This is a genomic window from Tenacibaculum sp. L6 (assembly GCF_028823685.1).
GTDB lineage: Bacteria > Bacteroidota > Bacteroidia > Flavobacteriales > Flavobacteriaceae > Polaribacter.
The window spans coordinates 19,576-32,637 of record NZ_JAPEHZ010000003.1 but is presented as its reverse complement, the minus strand read 5'-3'; the positions used below and the strand labels follow the sequence as shown (position 1 = coordinate 32,637).

The following is a 13,062-nucleotide window of genomic DNA, read 5'->3' as shown; positions in this document are numbered from 1 at the left end:
AGCTTTTTAATTGAAATTTAACCCTGCATTTTATTTGGTTACTTTTAATCAACAAACGAAATCAACTATAACCTTTTACTACTACAACAAAAAAGAGCCAGTTAAAAAACCGACTCTTATATTTTTAAAAATAAATACCTTTTATTTACTGTATTGCTTTATTGTATTTAGAAACAACTTCTTGTACTTTTTCATTATCAAAAACTGTAGGATACAACTCTTTTATGATGGTATGATACTCAAAATCGATTTCTAAAGCATTTTGCAAGTGAGTTAAACTGTAGTCTTCTTTTCCTAAAATCATGAACAAACCACAAAGTCTGTACTCAATTTCAGCAAATTCTTTATACGTTTTTTTAGCTTTTATTAAAGTACTTAAAGCTTCATTAAACTCACCTAAAAATAACAGAATATCTGCTAGTGCTACATAAATTTCAATTTCTCTATCACCAAGAGCCAAACTTGTATTGAAAGCTTTTACTGCTTCTTCATAAAAACCTAGCTTTAAATTAATATCACCATAGCGTCTCCAATACAATACATTTCCTTCATCTATTTCAATTGCTTTGTTGATGTAGTGTAACGCTTTTTGATAATTTTCTTGATTATAACAAGCATTCGTTAACAAAATCCAACCGCGATCTAACAACGGATCTTCATGTACTGCTTTTTTATAAAAACTGATAGCTGCATTAATATTGTCTAACTTTTCGTAACACTCACCTATTCTTACATAAGCATACGCTGTTGGATCATCTAGCTCTAAGGTTACCGAATAATTCTCTATAGCTTCTTCATAACGTTTTAACTCTTCTAAGGTTTTTGCTTTTTCTAAATATCCTCCTATAAAACTATCATCAATAAGTACTGCATAATCAAAAGCCGTTAATGCTTCTTTAAACATTCCTAGTTCAAAATATTGCTTTCCTAATTGATGCCACGCTACTTCACAATATGGATTTTTATCTATATACGCATTTAAAAACTTTATTGCATCTTCATGATTCTCTTCCATATCAAAACAATACACGATGTTGTATAACGAAGAATAATCTTCATAATCTACCTCAATACATTTTGCAAAGTTTAAACGTGCATTTTCAAAATCATCAAGATATAAATACTCCATACCAATCATAGACCAGATATCAGCAGGATCTTCAATATATTGTAATGACTCTTTTAAAATTGCTATAGCTTCGGTATGCTTTTTCTTTTTAGATAAGATAATAGCCTTCTGAATAAACACCTCGTCGTTATGAGGCTCTACCGCTTCTATGTTAGATAGCATCTTGATTGCTTCTGGCAATTTATCTTCAAAAATTAAAATTTCTACTTTCATTAATTTTAATTGAATTGAAGAAGGATGCTGTTCCAACCCTAGTTGTACTGCCTTTTTAGCCAATGATTGCTTTCCTATATTTAAATAATGCTCAACGATTGTTTCAAACTCGACTGCATCAAAAAAATATACTTCATTGGTTTTCAACATAGATTCAAATTTTGATAATGACATAGGCTAAAGATTTGAATTCACATTAAATTTACTACAAGAACAATACCCTTTTAACAAAAAAACTAATTGTTTTCAACAATTTAATTAACAAAATATACGTTAACTGCTTATTAACTCTAAGATATTTGAAAGAACCAATTATTTTTCTATATTTGAAAGAATTAAAAAATTCAAGAGAATTTAACATCTAATTTTAAACAAAAAATCATGAGTAAATTTGACGAAAAAGTAGCACTTTATAAGAAATTCATGGACGATAGAGACATCCGTTCAAACACCGATTTATTAACTGCTGTAACTAAAGGTTTAGGACCTTCTATTTACAAAAAAGACGCAGAAACTGTATCTGGTACCGACGCTAAAGAATTAGAAACTGTAAAGAAAAACTTCTTAATGAAAAAGTTAGGATTAGACGATAGTCCTGCTTTAGACAAAGCCATTGATGAAGTAATGGAAAGAATCGGTAGATCAGAAAGAAACAAATACCGTGCAGTAGTGTACTACATGTTAGTTAAGAAATTTGACAAAGAGTCTGTTTACGGAATGTAACACCTCTTTTTGTATAAAAATTAAATCCTGTATTTATTTTTGAATACAGGATTTTTTTATTTTAGCCACCAACAAACAACTTATACTTATGTCGCAATTTATTAGTGTTTTTGACATGCTTAAAATTGGTGTAGGACCTTCGAGTTCACACACTTTAGGTCCTTGGAGAGCAGCCCAACAATGGATACAAAAATTAAAAGAAACAAACGAATTTCTTTTAATTGAAGAAGTCAAAGTAGACTTGTATGGTTCTCTTTCATTAACAGGAAAAGGACATGCGACAGACTTAGCCGTTTTATTAGGATTAAGTGGTGCTGACCCAGAATATGTTCCTATTGAAAGTATTGATGTTATTATCAGTGACATTCAAAATAAAGAGCAGTTGTTTTTTAATAACGAAAGAAATATTCCATTTTTTAAAGGTTCTGTAAAATTCAACCGAGAATTTCTTCCTTTTCATGCTAACGGAATGACTTTTAGAGGTTATGCTCAAGGTGAAGAAATCTCTACTGAAACCTACTACTCTATTGGTGGTGGTTTTATTGTGCAAGAAGATGATCATTTAGCAGAAGATATTGAAATTAACAAACAAAACTTCCCTTTTCCAATAAACAGAGCTACAGAACTAGAAGCTTACTGTGAAAAAGAAAATTTGAATATTTCAGACATTGTTTATCAAAATGAATTGGTCATTAATTCTGCAGAAGATATTGACAAAGAACTACATCGTATTTGGAATACAATGCTTGAATGCATGTACATTGGTTGTCATACTCAAGGTACTTTACCTGGTGGATTGAACGTTAAGCGACGTGCTTTCGAAACGCATCAAAAATTAATAAAAGATGCTGAATATACCAATCAACAGGAATGGATAACAGCTATTCGAAGTACCGAAGTTAAGTTCCGTGAAATTTTAAAATGGGTAAGTTGTTTAGCTTTATCAGTAAACGAAGTAAATGCCGCATTAGGAAGAGTCGTTGACTGGAGTAATCCCTGCTGTTTTAATGTACTATTTAGTAATTGAAAACCATAAAGCAGATTTTGAACACGTTAAAAAATTCTTATTAGTCGCTGGGGAAATAGGTAGTATTTTTAAGAAAAACGCTACAATATCAGCTGCTATGGGTGGCTGTCAAGCAGAAATTGGTGTATCTTCTGCCATGGCTGCTGCTGCTTTAACTGAATTACTAGGAGGAACACCATCACAATGTTTAGTCGCTGCAGAAATAGCAATGGAGCATCATTTAGGGCTTACATGCGATCCTATTGGCGGATTAGTACAAGTGCCTTGTATTGAACGTAATGCTATGGGAGCTATTAAAGCAATTAATGCTGCTGAGTTAGCTTTAGAAACCAATCCAAAAGAATCTAAGGTTCCTTTAGATAAAGTTATTGACACTATGTGGGAAACTGCTAAAGACATGAACCGAAACTACAAAGAAACTTCAGAAGGAGGTTTAGCAGTTACGGTACGTTTAGCAGATTGTTAGTTTTTATTCTTCAACAATTACTTTTCCTTTAGACTTTACCCAAAAATGAATAATTCCTAATTTATTCACATTCTTTATAAGATTCCCTATAGTTTTTCTAATATAAGGGTCATCTGGATGAGCTATTCCTATTTTATAATTTGGAAAACTATTTTGCGTTTCCATAGATTTAACAATAGCTTTACCTAAATGATCTTTTATTTGCCCACTATCAAAATATTTTCTTCTCTTAGTTGGAGAGTAATCATTTGCCTTTGCTCCTTTTACTTCAATAATAATTCTCTCATTTTCTCTCTCTGCTACAATATCATATCCTCTTTTTTGACCTAAACAATAACTGATTATTTTCCATTCTTGAGATTCTAAATATTTCAAAAGGTACTTTACTGTTTCATCTTCAGTTAATTTAACTTCATCCATAATTATAACGCTTACCTTGTAAATACCAATTCGGTTTCGGTAGACATTTCTTGAGAAAATCCATAACCCTCTACATCAAAACCTTTTAATTCTTCTAATGTTTCAATGTTATTATCAATTATATAACGTACCATTAATCCACGTGCTTTTTTAGCAAAGGTCATGATGGTTTTGTACTGTCCGTTTTTAAAATCTTTAAATACTGGAGTAATCATTGGTACTTTCAACGCTTTTTTAGGAAGTGCTTTAAAATATTCTGAACTTGCTAAATTGATTATCAGTTCATTATCCGCCAATTCTTCATTTAAAGACTCTGCCAAAGCAGTATCCCAAAATTTATACAAATTGTCCGCTCTTCCTACTTTTAATTTAGTTCCCATTTCTAAGCGATATGGCTGAATTAAATCCAACGGTTTTAACAATCCGTATAATCCTGATAAGATTCTTAATTTATCCTGCAATTCAGGAATTTTATCTTCTGAAAGAGAGTTTACATCAATACCTCTATACACTTCACCGGTAAAAGAGAAAACGGCTTGCTTTGCATTATCAAGTGTAAAAGGTGGCTGCCATTCTTGGTTTCTATCATAATTCAAACTTGCTAAATCATCAGAAATTTTCATTAACTCTCCTAGTTTTTTTCTAGAAATAGTTTTTAGTTTCTTATTTAACTTTTCGGATTGCTCTAAAAATCTTGGTTGTGTATAAACATTTGTCGTTGCCTTGTTTTCAAAGTCTAACGATTTGGCAGGTGAAATAATAATCTTCATTCAATAAATATTTATGGTAAAAATAAGAAGCAATTTTAAAATCATCAATTACTTTGAGTAATTAATATTGATACAGGTATTGATAAATTAAATTGTCTGTTAACTATTAATTTTCAATCCATCATAAGCTAAAAATACATTTTTAGGCAATTCTTTTTGTACCTCATCATGCAAACCTAATAGCTCACTAATATGTGTTAAATAAGTTCTTTTAGGTTTTATTTCTTTAATAAACTGTAAAGACTCTTCTAAATTAAAATGTGTATTGTGTGGTTCTTTACGTAAACCTGTAACAATTAAAACATCTAAATTTTCTAACTTCTTTTTTTCTTCTTCAGAAATTGTTTTGATGTCTGTAATATAAGCTACATCGTTAAAACGATATCCTAAAATTGGTAAATCACCATGCATCACTTCAATAGGAATCACCTCTACTCCATCCAACATAAAATTTTCCCGATGTGAAATAACTGTTGGCGCCACACTTGGTGCGCTTGGATACCTGTTTTCTGTAGCAAAAACATAATCATAGCGCTTTTTTAAAACATTTAGAACTCGTTCTAGCAAATAAATTGGAACAGCTCCCATTTGGAAACAATAGGGACGGATTTCATCCAACCCCGCAATATGATCGGCGTGTTCGTGAGTAAATAAAATTCCGTTAATAGATGCTACTTCTTCCCTTATCATTTGTTGACGAAAATCAGGCCCGCAATCAATTACATAATTGATATCGTTCCAAGATACTAAGATAGATGAACGTAACCGTTTATCTTTCGGATTACTAGATAAAGCTACTGGATGTTTGCTTGCAATCATCGGAACTCCCGTAGAAGTTCCTGTTCCTAAAAAAGTAATTTTTAATTGATTATTTTTCTTCATTTCTCCTACAAAAGTACGATAAAAATTATCTGTTCGTTCCTAATTTCAGTACATTTGTAATACGTAACAAAAAACTAGAAAATGGCAATTACGTTAAAAGGAGATCAAAAAATAAATACGGTACCAACTACGACAATGAAAGCGTTAAAAATCAATTTAAACGCTCATATATACGGAACTTTTGCTGAAATTGGTGCTGGACAAGAAACTGCTCGTAACTTTTTTAGGGCTGGTGGTGCTTCAGGAACCATAGCAAAAGCAATGAGTGCGTATGATAAAGATTTCTCTGATGCCATTTACGGTATAGAAAAAGACAACCGTTATGTTACGGAGCCTCGATTAAAAAAGATGTTAAAACATGAAATGGACTTAATTGAGGAGCGTCTTACCCGTCAAAAACATCCTGATAAACTATTTTTTAGTTACGCCAACACTGTAGCGACCATTAACTTCTCCAAAAAGTTTAAAGGTCATGGTTGGGTTGGAATTCGTTTTCAATTAGACCCTTTAGAGGATTACAATGAAATTGTTTTACACCTTCGTTTCAAAGAAACTGACGCTCGTCAACAACAAGAAACTCTTGGTGTGTTAGGTGTTAACCTTATTTATGGAGCTTACTACTTAAACGATAATCCTAAAGATTTATTAAAATCTTTTTATGACAATATTGATAAGGATCGCTTAGAAATTGACATGATTAATTTCTCTGGACCTCGATTTATGTACGTAGACAATCGTTTAATGAGTTTACAACTTGTTAAAAACGGCATGACCAATGCTGTTATGTTTGGTCCTGATGGAAACAACATGTTACCTGCTCAAGTACTTTACAAGAAGAATATTTTAGCTCTACGTGGTAGTTACCGTCCTGTTACTAAAGTTAACATGGATATGTTTGAACGCTCTAAACAATTATTCTTCGAAGAGAAAAAAGTAGATCCAGAAAAAACAAAAATAATTTTTGAAATTACACTAAGTAACCTTCGTGCTGAAGGAGAAATTAATGAACGTGATTTCTTAGACAGAGCTGAATTACTGTGTTCTTTAGGTTTGAATGTAATGATTACAAACTATCAAGAGTATTTTAGATTAGTAGAATACTTTAGTGAGTTTACCAAAGAACGTATGGGATTAGCCATGGGCGTTAACAACCTTATTCAAATATTTGATGAGAAATACTACCGTGATTTAAGTGGAGGTATTCTTGAAGCCTTTGGTAAATTATTTTATCGCGACCTTAAAGTATATATGTATCCTTATAAAGATAGAGATACAGGTGAATTCATTACTAGTGAAAACTTAATGGTGCATCCTAGAATGAAAGAGCTATATAAATTCTTTAAAAACAATGGTCGACTTATTGATATTAAAGAATATGATCCTGAAATCTTACATATTTTCTCTAGAAAAGTACTTAAAATGATTAAGAACAATGAAGATGGATGGGAAGAAATGCTTCCTAAAGGCGTTTCTGAAACTATTAAAGAAAAACGTTTATTCGGTTGTACTAAAAGAAAAGATTAAGCGAATTAGTTACCTTTTTTAAACCTTTTACTATCTTTAAAGTCTAACAGCTAAACTATCTTAGTTGATTGACGAAATTACTCTTATAGATCAATTGCAGCAGTCTAAAACAAAAGAGGCTGCTTTTAGGCACTTACTATCGCAATATAAAGAGCGATTGTATTGGCATATCCGAAAGATTGTAATTTCTCACGATGATGCCGATGATGTTTTACAAAACACTTTCATTAAGATTTTTAAAAATATAGACAACTTCAAAAGAGATAGTAAACTATATTCTTGGATGTATCGAATTGCAACCAATGAAGCCATTACTTTTATCAATAAAAAAGCGAAAGAAAAAAATATTGATATTAATGACTATCAACAACAGCTGGTTTCAAGCCTAGACAGTGACCTATTATTTACAGGTGATGAGGTACAACTAATTTTACAAAAAGCAATTGCTACGCTACCTCAAAAGCAACAGTTAGTTTTTAATATGAAGTATTTTGAAGAGATGAAATATGAAGAAATTTCTGATGTTTTAGAAACCTCTGTGGGCGCTTTAAAAGCCTCATATCATATCGCAGTTAAAAAGATTGAACAATTTATAAAAAACTATAATTAAACCTTTTAACTAAAACATAGTCTTACAGAAGTAATGAACAAAGAGTTAAAACATACAATAGATTTTTTAAACCAAAAAGTAGGTAAGAATACTGGTTTTTCTACTCCTGAAAATTATTTTCAAGAAGTGGAAGAAAACCTTACTGCTTCTACTTTTATTGATAATTTACCAAAAGAAAAAACGTTTGCAACTCCTAGTAATTATTTTGAAACTCTAGACGATTCAATTCTTTCAAAGTTAACTATTGAAGAATCAAAAGAAGTAAAAATTATTTCACTTAAAAAACGATTTTTACAATACATACCTATGACAGCAGCAGCTTCAGTATTGCTTTTTATCGGAATTAGTTATTTTAACACTCAAAAAACAACTTTTGACGATATTACCATTACCGATATCGAGTCTTGGTATGAAAATGGATATGGAGAAACCTATACAGAAGAACTAGCTGCAGCTATAAATACTTCTGATATTGAAGAAGACTTATTCGCTTCTATTAGCGATGAAAGCCTAGAAAATTATATACTTGACACTACAACACCCTTAAACGATATAGAATAAGATGAAAAAAAACATACTATTATTCTTTTTTTTACTCTTAAGCAGCTTGGTTACTCAAGCCCAAACAAAAAAAGGAGATTCAGAAAAAATTCATGCATTCAAAGTAGCTTTTCTCACTGAAAAGTTAGATTTAACAGAAAAAGAAGCCGAAAAATTTTGGCCTTTATACAATGTGTACGACAAAGAAATGATGCAATTGCATAGAGAAGAACGACGCAGTATTAAAAAAAGAATTATGGCCGATGGCGGTATCGATAATTTATCTGAAAGTGAATCTAAACAAATAATCGAAAAAATCAACGCGGTTTCTAAAGAACAATACGAAACAAAAAATGAGTTTTATTCTAAACTTATTAAAATTCTACCTTACAAGAAAATACTTCGTCTTGAAGTTGCCGAATACGAATTCCACCGAAAGCTCATACGAAAGCTTAAAGGTGAAAACAAAGAAGCAAAAAAATAAAAAGGGAGGCAATTTTGCCTCCCTTTTTACTTTTTATCTACTAAAGCTAAACAAACGTATAAATCAGGTTTATTCGCTGTAAATTGTCTTAGCCAAATGGTTAGTTCATCTATTTCATAAGGAAGTAATCTTCCTAAAGCTTTTTCTAGCTCTTTACAAAATAAATCAGCGTTAAAACTAACCTTTTGAAGTACAGTTTTCGTGTACTCATACATAGCTCTTGCCATATCTTTATTGGGGTTAAAGTTGTTTTATATCTGAACGTAATTTACGAAATTATATTCTTTAGAGGTGTTAAAATTTCTCAAAAAAAAAGCGAGACCCTTGTCTCGCTTTCAAAATTCATCACTTATAATAACCTCTTATAAGTTGTTTACTTTCTCTATTAAAGCGTTTGCTCTAGTCTCTAATTCAGCACTTACAGCTTTGTAATGTGCTTTTTTATTTTCTACATTTTTAGCGTTTACTTTTGCAATTAACTCATCAAAAGTTACGATAACTTCATCAACAATAGCATCTGCGTCTGCTTTTTTAACTTCAGGGTTTAACTCTGTAGCTATTTGACAGATACTGATAATGTCTCCTAATGTATAGTTGATATCTTTCTTTAAATTTTTTACGCTTGACATAATTATAAATTTTGGTGCAAAATTAATCGATTTTATCTAATTCTTGCTGAAATTTTTCAAAAAACTGCCCAACATGATATCCATCTACTAAAGCATGATTTACATTAATAGCTACTGGAAGCAACATTTTATCGTTTTCTTCTTTAAGCTTTCCAAAAGCTAGTTGAGGTACACTAGTATCCTTATTACCAGAAAAAGGTTCTTTATGTCCTGTAAAACTAACCCAAGGAATTGCCGAAGAATGTATGCACCCTAATGAATATCTTGGAGGTAATAAATCTGTTGTGTTTTGTATTCGCTCTTTTTCTTGTCTATAATTTTGATTAAAAATTTTGAAATCTTCAGAATAATCAAAATAAGAAAAAGCAAATGTCGTATCTGCTCTTGCAACTGTTGTTGACGCATTGATTACATCATAGATAGTAACCTTATCTCCTTCAATTCTATATTTTAAATTCTCAACTGAATTTATAGCTTTCATACAGGCGTGTAGATATCGAACAAAAAATGATTCTCCTTTTTCTTTAGCTGATTGATATGTTTTTGATACTTCTACATCAGCTACCAATCCAAAAGTTGGGTCTGCCATGGTTCTAAAATGATCAAAAAGCTGTTTTCTGTTCCAGTTTTCTATATCTAAATACTTCATCTATAAAAACTTTAAAACATCAGTAATATTAGATACTGTTTTATAATCATCTGATTTCTGTTCTTCGCTCACTTCTTCGTGTGCCCAAGTGGTATGAAAAGGAACATGAATAGCTGTTGCTCCAATTTCTAACAATGGTAATACATCTGATTTTAATGAATTTCCTATCATTAAAAACTCTGACGGATTAATATCTAATCGTTTTACTAATTTTTTATAATCGGCTTTTTTCTTTTCACTCATTACTTCTGTATGGTGAAAATATTTTAAAATTCCTGATTTAGCCAACTTACGTTCTTGATCTAACAAATCACCTTTGGTAGCTACAATTAACTTATACTTTCCGTGTAATTCTTCTAACACCTCTTCTACTCCATCTAGTAATTCTATAGGTTTTTCTAACATCTCTTTTCCTATTTCAAGAATTCCTTCCATAGTTCTAGGAGCTATTTTATAGTTAGAAATTTCTAAAGCGCACTCAACCATTGATAGCATAAAACCTTTTACTCCATAACCGTAAATTTTAAGGTTTTCTATTTCTTTTTTAAATAATTCTTGATGGATTTTGTTTTCTGTTTCATAATCTGACAACAGTTTTGCGAAATCATCTTCGGCATCACGAAAATAGGTTTCGTTTACCCAAAGCGTATCGTCTGCATCAAAAGATATTACTTTAATGTTATTCATAAATGATAAAATTATACACCAAAGATACATATTTAAACTACGCTAACTAAACGTTTACAACTAGTAGATTTACAAAACTTTAACAGTAATTAATTCGCCGTTTTGTGTAATCTTTAAAAAGTTTTACTACATTTGGAACATCATGAAGGCGCTTTTACGCACATATACGTTTATTTTTAACACGATCAATTCGATTTCGTGTACAGCCCACATGCGTAAACAATTCGTATATGTAACCAAAAGCACCCAAAACAATAGACTTAAACATCGATTTTAAATAATCAATTTTTACTATAAACTTACAAAGGTGCTTTTTACAAAAAGCACCTTTTTTTATTTATTAACATTTTAAATTTTAATCATTGTGAACACTTTTAAGTACCGAAATTCAATTAGAAAACATGTAGCCTCAACTGTAATGTACTCAGTACAAAATCCGTTTTACAGAGACCCTGAATTACTAATACTTAACCCATAATTATCATGAAATCATTAAACACTACACAAGACATAAAAAATCAGTTTGTTGTTAGCAAAAAACAAGTTAGCAAAAACAAAGTATTAAAGACTTCTATCTTATTTGACAAGATTGAGTCTAATCTTCAATCTTCACTTAGTTTACACAAAAACTCATCTAATTTGAGTTTTAAAAGCATTGATTTTGATCTTCTAGAAAATGCTTATTTAAATGATAAACTTATCATTAAAAACAATGTAAAAAAATTGAGTACTACTGAAGTTGTTTTAAACATAACAGTATCAAAAAAAGAAGAAAAAAAACAAGATATTATCTGTAAAGCTGTATTTAGCTATACTGTGAAAGAAGCTTCTTGATGATTTGGATGATTCTAAAATCAATCCATTATTAAGTTAGTCTGGTTTGTTATAAGCTTAGGGTAGTACCACCTTAAGCTTATTTTTTATTGAATAAACGTTTCTAGTAATTCTGAAGAGTTTTCTGATACAATTTCTACTTTATCAATGCATGCTGGTATCAAAATAGTTTCTCCTTTTCTTACTATTTCTTGTTGATTTTTATAATTAAAAACAACTTCTCCTTCTACACACATATAAATTATAAAGCTATCTTTTTCAGAAAAACAAACTTCTTTCTTTCCTTTTATAGGAAGAATATTTGTAGTGAAATACGGGCATGTAACTACTTGATTCGATACGTTACTTTCTTTTAAATAAGGTGTTTTATAAGAATCTTTAGCAGTAAAATCAATCGTTTTCAATGCTTTTTCAGTATGCAGTTTCCTGTAATTACCATCAATATCTTTTCTATCCCAATCGTAAATCCTGTATGTAATATCAGATGTTTGCTGAATTTCTGCAATTAACAAACCAGCTCCGATAGCATGTACTCTTCCAGGTGGAACAAAATACACATCGCCTTTGCTTACTTCATCAACATTTAAAATATCAAGCAAAGATTTGTTTTCTAAATGATGTAAATACTCTTGTTTAGTTGCGCCATTTTTAAATCCGATAATAATATTAGCATCTTCATCTGCTTGAACAACATACCACATTTCGGTTTTCCCAAAAGAATCTTGAATTCCTGCTAAATCATCATCAGGGTGTACTTGAATACTTAGTACCTCTTTGGCATCGATAAACTTTATTAACAAAGGAAACTCATCTCCAAAAGTTTTATAAACATAATTTCCGACTAAGTCGTGCTTGTATGCTTTTAAGACTTCTCTTAGAGTTTTACCCTTTAAACTACCGTTGCTTATGACAGATTCATCTCCGTCAACATCAGAAATCTCCCAGCTTTCACCTATATTATCGCCTGTAGCATCTTTATGAAGCAGCTGGTTCAGTTTTTTTCCTCCCCATATTTTTTGTTTTAAAATTGGGGTAAATCGTAGTAATTGGTCTATCATAAATTAAGCGCCTCTATAAGTTACGTAATTTCTAGGTGTTTCGTATAATGTAACTTCTAAATCTAAATGTTCTGGAATACTTACACGTAACTTATTATATATTACTACTGATATATTTTCTGCTGTAGGATTAATATTTTTAAATTCCTCAACTTCTACATTTAAGTTTTTATGATCTAAAACATCTTCTACTTTTATTTTTATCAAATCTTTAAGCTTTCCTAAATCGTACACATAACCTGTTTCTTTATCAATTTCACCAGTTAACGAAACGATTAACTCATAATTATGCCCATGATAATTAGGATTGCTACACTTACCAAATACCTCAAAGTTTTTTTCATCTGACCAATTAGGATTGAACAAGCGGTGTGCAGCATTGAAATGTGCCTTTCTATGTACAGTAATTTTTGGCAT

16 protein-coding genes and 1 pseudogene are annotated in these 13,062 nt (G+C 30.8%); 7 read left to right on the top strand and 10 right to left on the bottom strand.

The features are described 5' to 3' along the window. Positions 1–145 precede the first annotated feature (145 nt). Entirely contained in the window at positions 146–1,516 is a 1,371-nt protein-coding gene (locus OU788_RS01250; protein WP_274633478.1) for a tetratricopeptide repeat protein, read from the bottom strand. A 207-nt stretch (positions 1,517–1,723) separates the two neighbouring features. Here OU788_RS01250 and OU788_RS01245 point away from each other — a divergent pair, with 207 nt between their 5' ends. Both OU788_RS01245 and OU788_RS01240 read left to right on the top strand, forming a co-directional pair. Further along, positions 1,724–2,065: a DUF2853 family protein gene (locus OU788_RS01245; protein ID WP_274633477.1), complete on the top strand. Its 342-nt coding sequence runs from the start codon at positions 1,724–1,726 to the stop codon at positions 2,063–2,065. An 88-nt stretch (positions 2,066–2,153) separates the two neighbouring features. Next, a pseudogene (locus OU788_RS01240) lies at positions 2,154–3,558 on the top strand (L-serine ammonia-lyase). A gap of 3 nt (positions 3,559–3,561) precedes the next feature. On the opposite strand, the gene OU788_RS01235 reads toward OU788_RS01240, so the two are convergent. From OU788_RS01235 to OU788_RS01225, 3 genes are all read right to left on the bottom strand, one after another. Next, entirely contained in the window at positions 3,562–3,978 is a 417-nt protein-coding gene (locus tag OU788_RS01235) for a hypothetical protein (protein WP_274633476.1), read from the bottom strand. 11 nt (positions 3,979–3,989) lie between these two features. Beyond that, positions 3,990–4,748: a peroxide stress protein YaaA gene (gene yaaA, locus OU788_RS01230; RefSeq protein WP_274633475.1), complete on the bottom strand. Its 759-nt coding sequence runs from the start codon at positions 4,746–4,748 to the stop codon at positions 3,990–3,992. Between the two features lie 99 nt (positions 4,749–4,847). Then, positions 4,848–5,630, bottom strand: coding sequence for an MBL fold metallo-hydrolase (locus tag OU788_RS01225; protein WP_274633474.1), 783 nt, complete (start codon positions 5,628–5,630; stop codon positions 4,848–4,850). An 81-nt stretch (positions 5,631–5,711) separates the two neighbouring features. On the opposite strand from OU788_RS01225, the gene OU788_RS01220 reads away from it, so the two are divergent. The 4 genes from OU788_RS01220 (at position 5,712) to OU788_RS01205 (ending at position 8,788) form a co-directional block, all read left to right on the top strand. Beyond that, positions 5,712–7,154 (top strand): TonB-dependent receptor, encoded by a 1,443-nt coding sequence (locus tag OU788_RS01220; protein WP_274633473.1) that lies wholly within the window; start codon positions 5,712–5,714, stop codon positions 7,152–7,154. A gap of 64 nt (positions 7,155–7,218) precedes the next feature. Continuing rightward, positions 7,219–7,764: an RNA polymerase sigma factor gene (locus OU788_RS01215; protein WP_274633472.1), complete on the top strand. Its 546-nt coding sequence runs from the start codon at positions 7,219–7,221 to the stop codon at positions 7,762–7,764. A gap of 33 nt (positions 7,765–7,797) precedes the next feature. Beyond that, positions 7,798–8,325 (top strand): hypothetical protein, encoded by a 528-nt coding sequence (locus OU788_RS01210; RefSeq protein WP_274633471.1) that lies wholly within the window; start codon positions 7,798–7,800, stop codon positions 8,323–8,325. 1 nt (position 8,326) lies between these two features. Then, a complete protein-coding gene (locus OU788_RS01205) occupies positions 8,327–8,788 on the top strand; it encodes a sensor of ECF-type sigma factor (RefSeq protein ID WP_274633470.1) in 462 nt (153 codons plus the stop codon). 26 nt (positions 8,789–8,814) lie between these two features. Here the strand turns inward: OU788_RS01205 and OU788_RS01200 are convergent, their stop codons facing one another. From OU788_RS01200 to OU788_RS01185, 4 genes are all read right to left on the bottom strand, one after another. Continuing rightward, positions 8,815–9,015 (bottom strand): hypothetical protein, encoded by a 201-nt coding sequence (locus OU788_RS01200; RefSeq protein ID WP_028891033.1) that lies wholly within the window; start codon positions 9,013–9,015, stop codon positions 8,815–8,817. Positions 9,016–9,150: 135 nt separating this feature from the next. Next, positions 9,151–9,417 (bottom strand): hypothetical protein, encoded by a 267-nt coding sequence (locus tag OU788_RS01195; protein WP_274633469.1) that lies wholly within the window; start codon positions 9,415–9,417, stop codon positions 9,151–9,153. Between the two features lie 22 nt (positions 9,418–9,439). Continuing rightward, complete coding sequence (locus OU788_RS01190) at positions 9,440–10,066, bottom strand: chloramphenicol acetyltransferase (RefSeq protein WP_274633468.1); 627 nt, start codon at positions 10,064–10,066, stop codon at positions 9,440–9,442. Next, positions 10,067–10,753 (bottom strand): HAD family hydrolase, encoded by a 687-nt coding sequence (locus OU788_RS01185; protein WP_274633467.1) that lies wholly within the window; start codon positions 10,751–10,753, stop codon positions 10,067–10,069. A 483-nt stretch (positions 10,754–11,236) separates the two neighbouring features. Between OU788_RS01185 and OU788_RS01180 the strand changes: the two genes are divergently transcribed. Then, positions 11,237–11,587 (top strand): hypothetical protein, encoded by a 351-nt coding sequence (locus OU788_RS01180; RefSeq protein ID WP_274633466.1) that lies wholly within the window; start codon positions 11,237–11,239, stop codon positions 11,585–11,587. An 86-nt stretch (positions 11,588–11,673) separates the two neighbouring features. Here OU788_RS01180 and OU788_RS01175 read toward each other — a convergent pair whose 3' ends face one another. Together OU788_RS01175 and OU788_RS01170 are read right to left on the bottom strand one after the other, a co-directional pair. Then, positions 11,674–12,645, bottom strand: a complete 972-nt coding sequence (locus OU788_RS01175) for a type I phosphomannose isomerase catalytic subunit (protein WP_274633465.1) — start codon at positions 12,643–12,645, stop codon at positions 11,674–11,676. 3 nt (positions 12,646–12,648) lie between these two features. Continuing rightward, on the bottom strand, positions 12,649–13,062 hold the full coding sequence (locus OU788_RS01170) for a 6-pyruvoyl trahydropterin synthase family protein (protein WP_274633464.1): 414 nt from the start codon (positions 13,060–13,062) through the stop codon (positions 12,649–12,651).

Excerpts from the sequence above, each read along its gene's own strand:
- OU788_RS01220 (WP_274633473.1), top strand. The coding sequence starts at position 5,712 with ATGGCAATTACGTTAAAAGGAGATCAAAAAATAAATACGGTACCAACT.
- OU788_RS01190 (WP_274633468.1), bottom strand. The coding sequence starts at position 10,066 with ATGAAGTATTTAGATATAGAAAACTGGAACAGAAAACAGCTTTTTGAT.
- OU788_RS01250 (WP_274633478.1), bottom strand. The coding sequence starts at position 1,516 with ATGTCATTATCAAAATTTGAATCTATGTTGAAAACCAATGAAGTATAT.
- OU788_RS01185 (WP_274633467.1), bottom strand. The coding sequence starts at position 10,753 with ATGAATAACATTAAAGTAATATCTTTTGATGCAGACGATACGCTTTGG.
- OU788_RS01245 (WP_274633477.1), top strand. The coding sequence starts at position 1,724 with ATGAGTAAATTTGACGAAAAAGTAGCACTTTATAAGAAATTCATGGAC.
- OU788_RS01200 (WP_028891033.1), bottom strand. The coding sequence starts at position 9,015 with ATGGCAAGAGCTATGTATGAGTACACGAAAACTGTACTTCAAAAGGTT.
- OU788_RS01235 (WP_274633476.1), bottom strand. The coding sequence starts at position 3,978 with ATGGATGAAGTTAAATTAACTGAAGATGAAACAGTAAAGTACCTTTTG.
- yaaA (WP_274633475.1), bottom strand. The coding sequence starts at position 4,748 with ATGAAGATTATTATTTCACCTGCCAAATCGTTAGACTTTGAAAACAAG.
- OU788_RS01225 (WP_274633474.1), bottom strand. The coding sequence starts at position 5,630 with ATGAAGAAAAATAATCAATTAAAAATTACTTTTTTAGGAACAGGAACT.
- OU788_RS01180 (WP_274633466.1), top strand. The coding sequence starts at position 11,237 with ATGAAATCATTAAACACTACACAAGACATAAAAAATCAGTTTGTTGTT.
- OU788_RS01170 (WP_274633464.1), bottom strand. The coding sequence starts at position 13,062 with ATGCCAAAAATTACTGTACATAGAAAGGCACATTTCAATGCTGCACAC.
- OU788_RS01210 (WP_274633471.1), top strand. The coding sequence starts at position 7,798 with ATGAACAAAGAGTTAAAACATACAATAGATTTTTTAAACCAAAAAGTA.
- OU788_RS01205 (WP_274633470.1), top strand. The coding sequence starts at position 8,327 with ATGAAAAAAAACATACTATTATTCTTTTTTTTACTCTTAAGCAGCTTG.
- OU788_RS01175 (WP_274633465.1), bottom strand. The coding sequence starts at position 12,645 with ATGATAGACCAATTACTACGATTTACCCCAATTTTAAAACAAAAAATA.
- OU788_RS01195 (WP_274633469.1), bottom strand. The coding sequence starts at position 9,417 with ATGTCAAGCGTAAAAAATTTAAAGAAAGATATCAACTATACATTAGGA.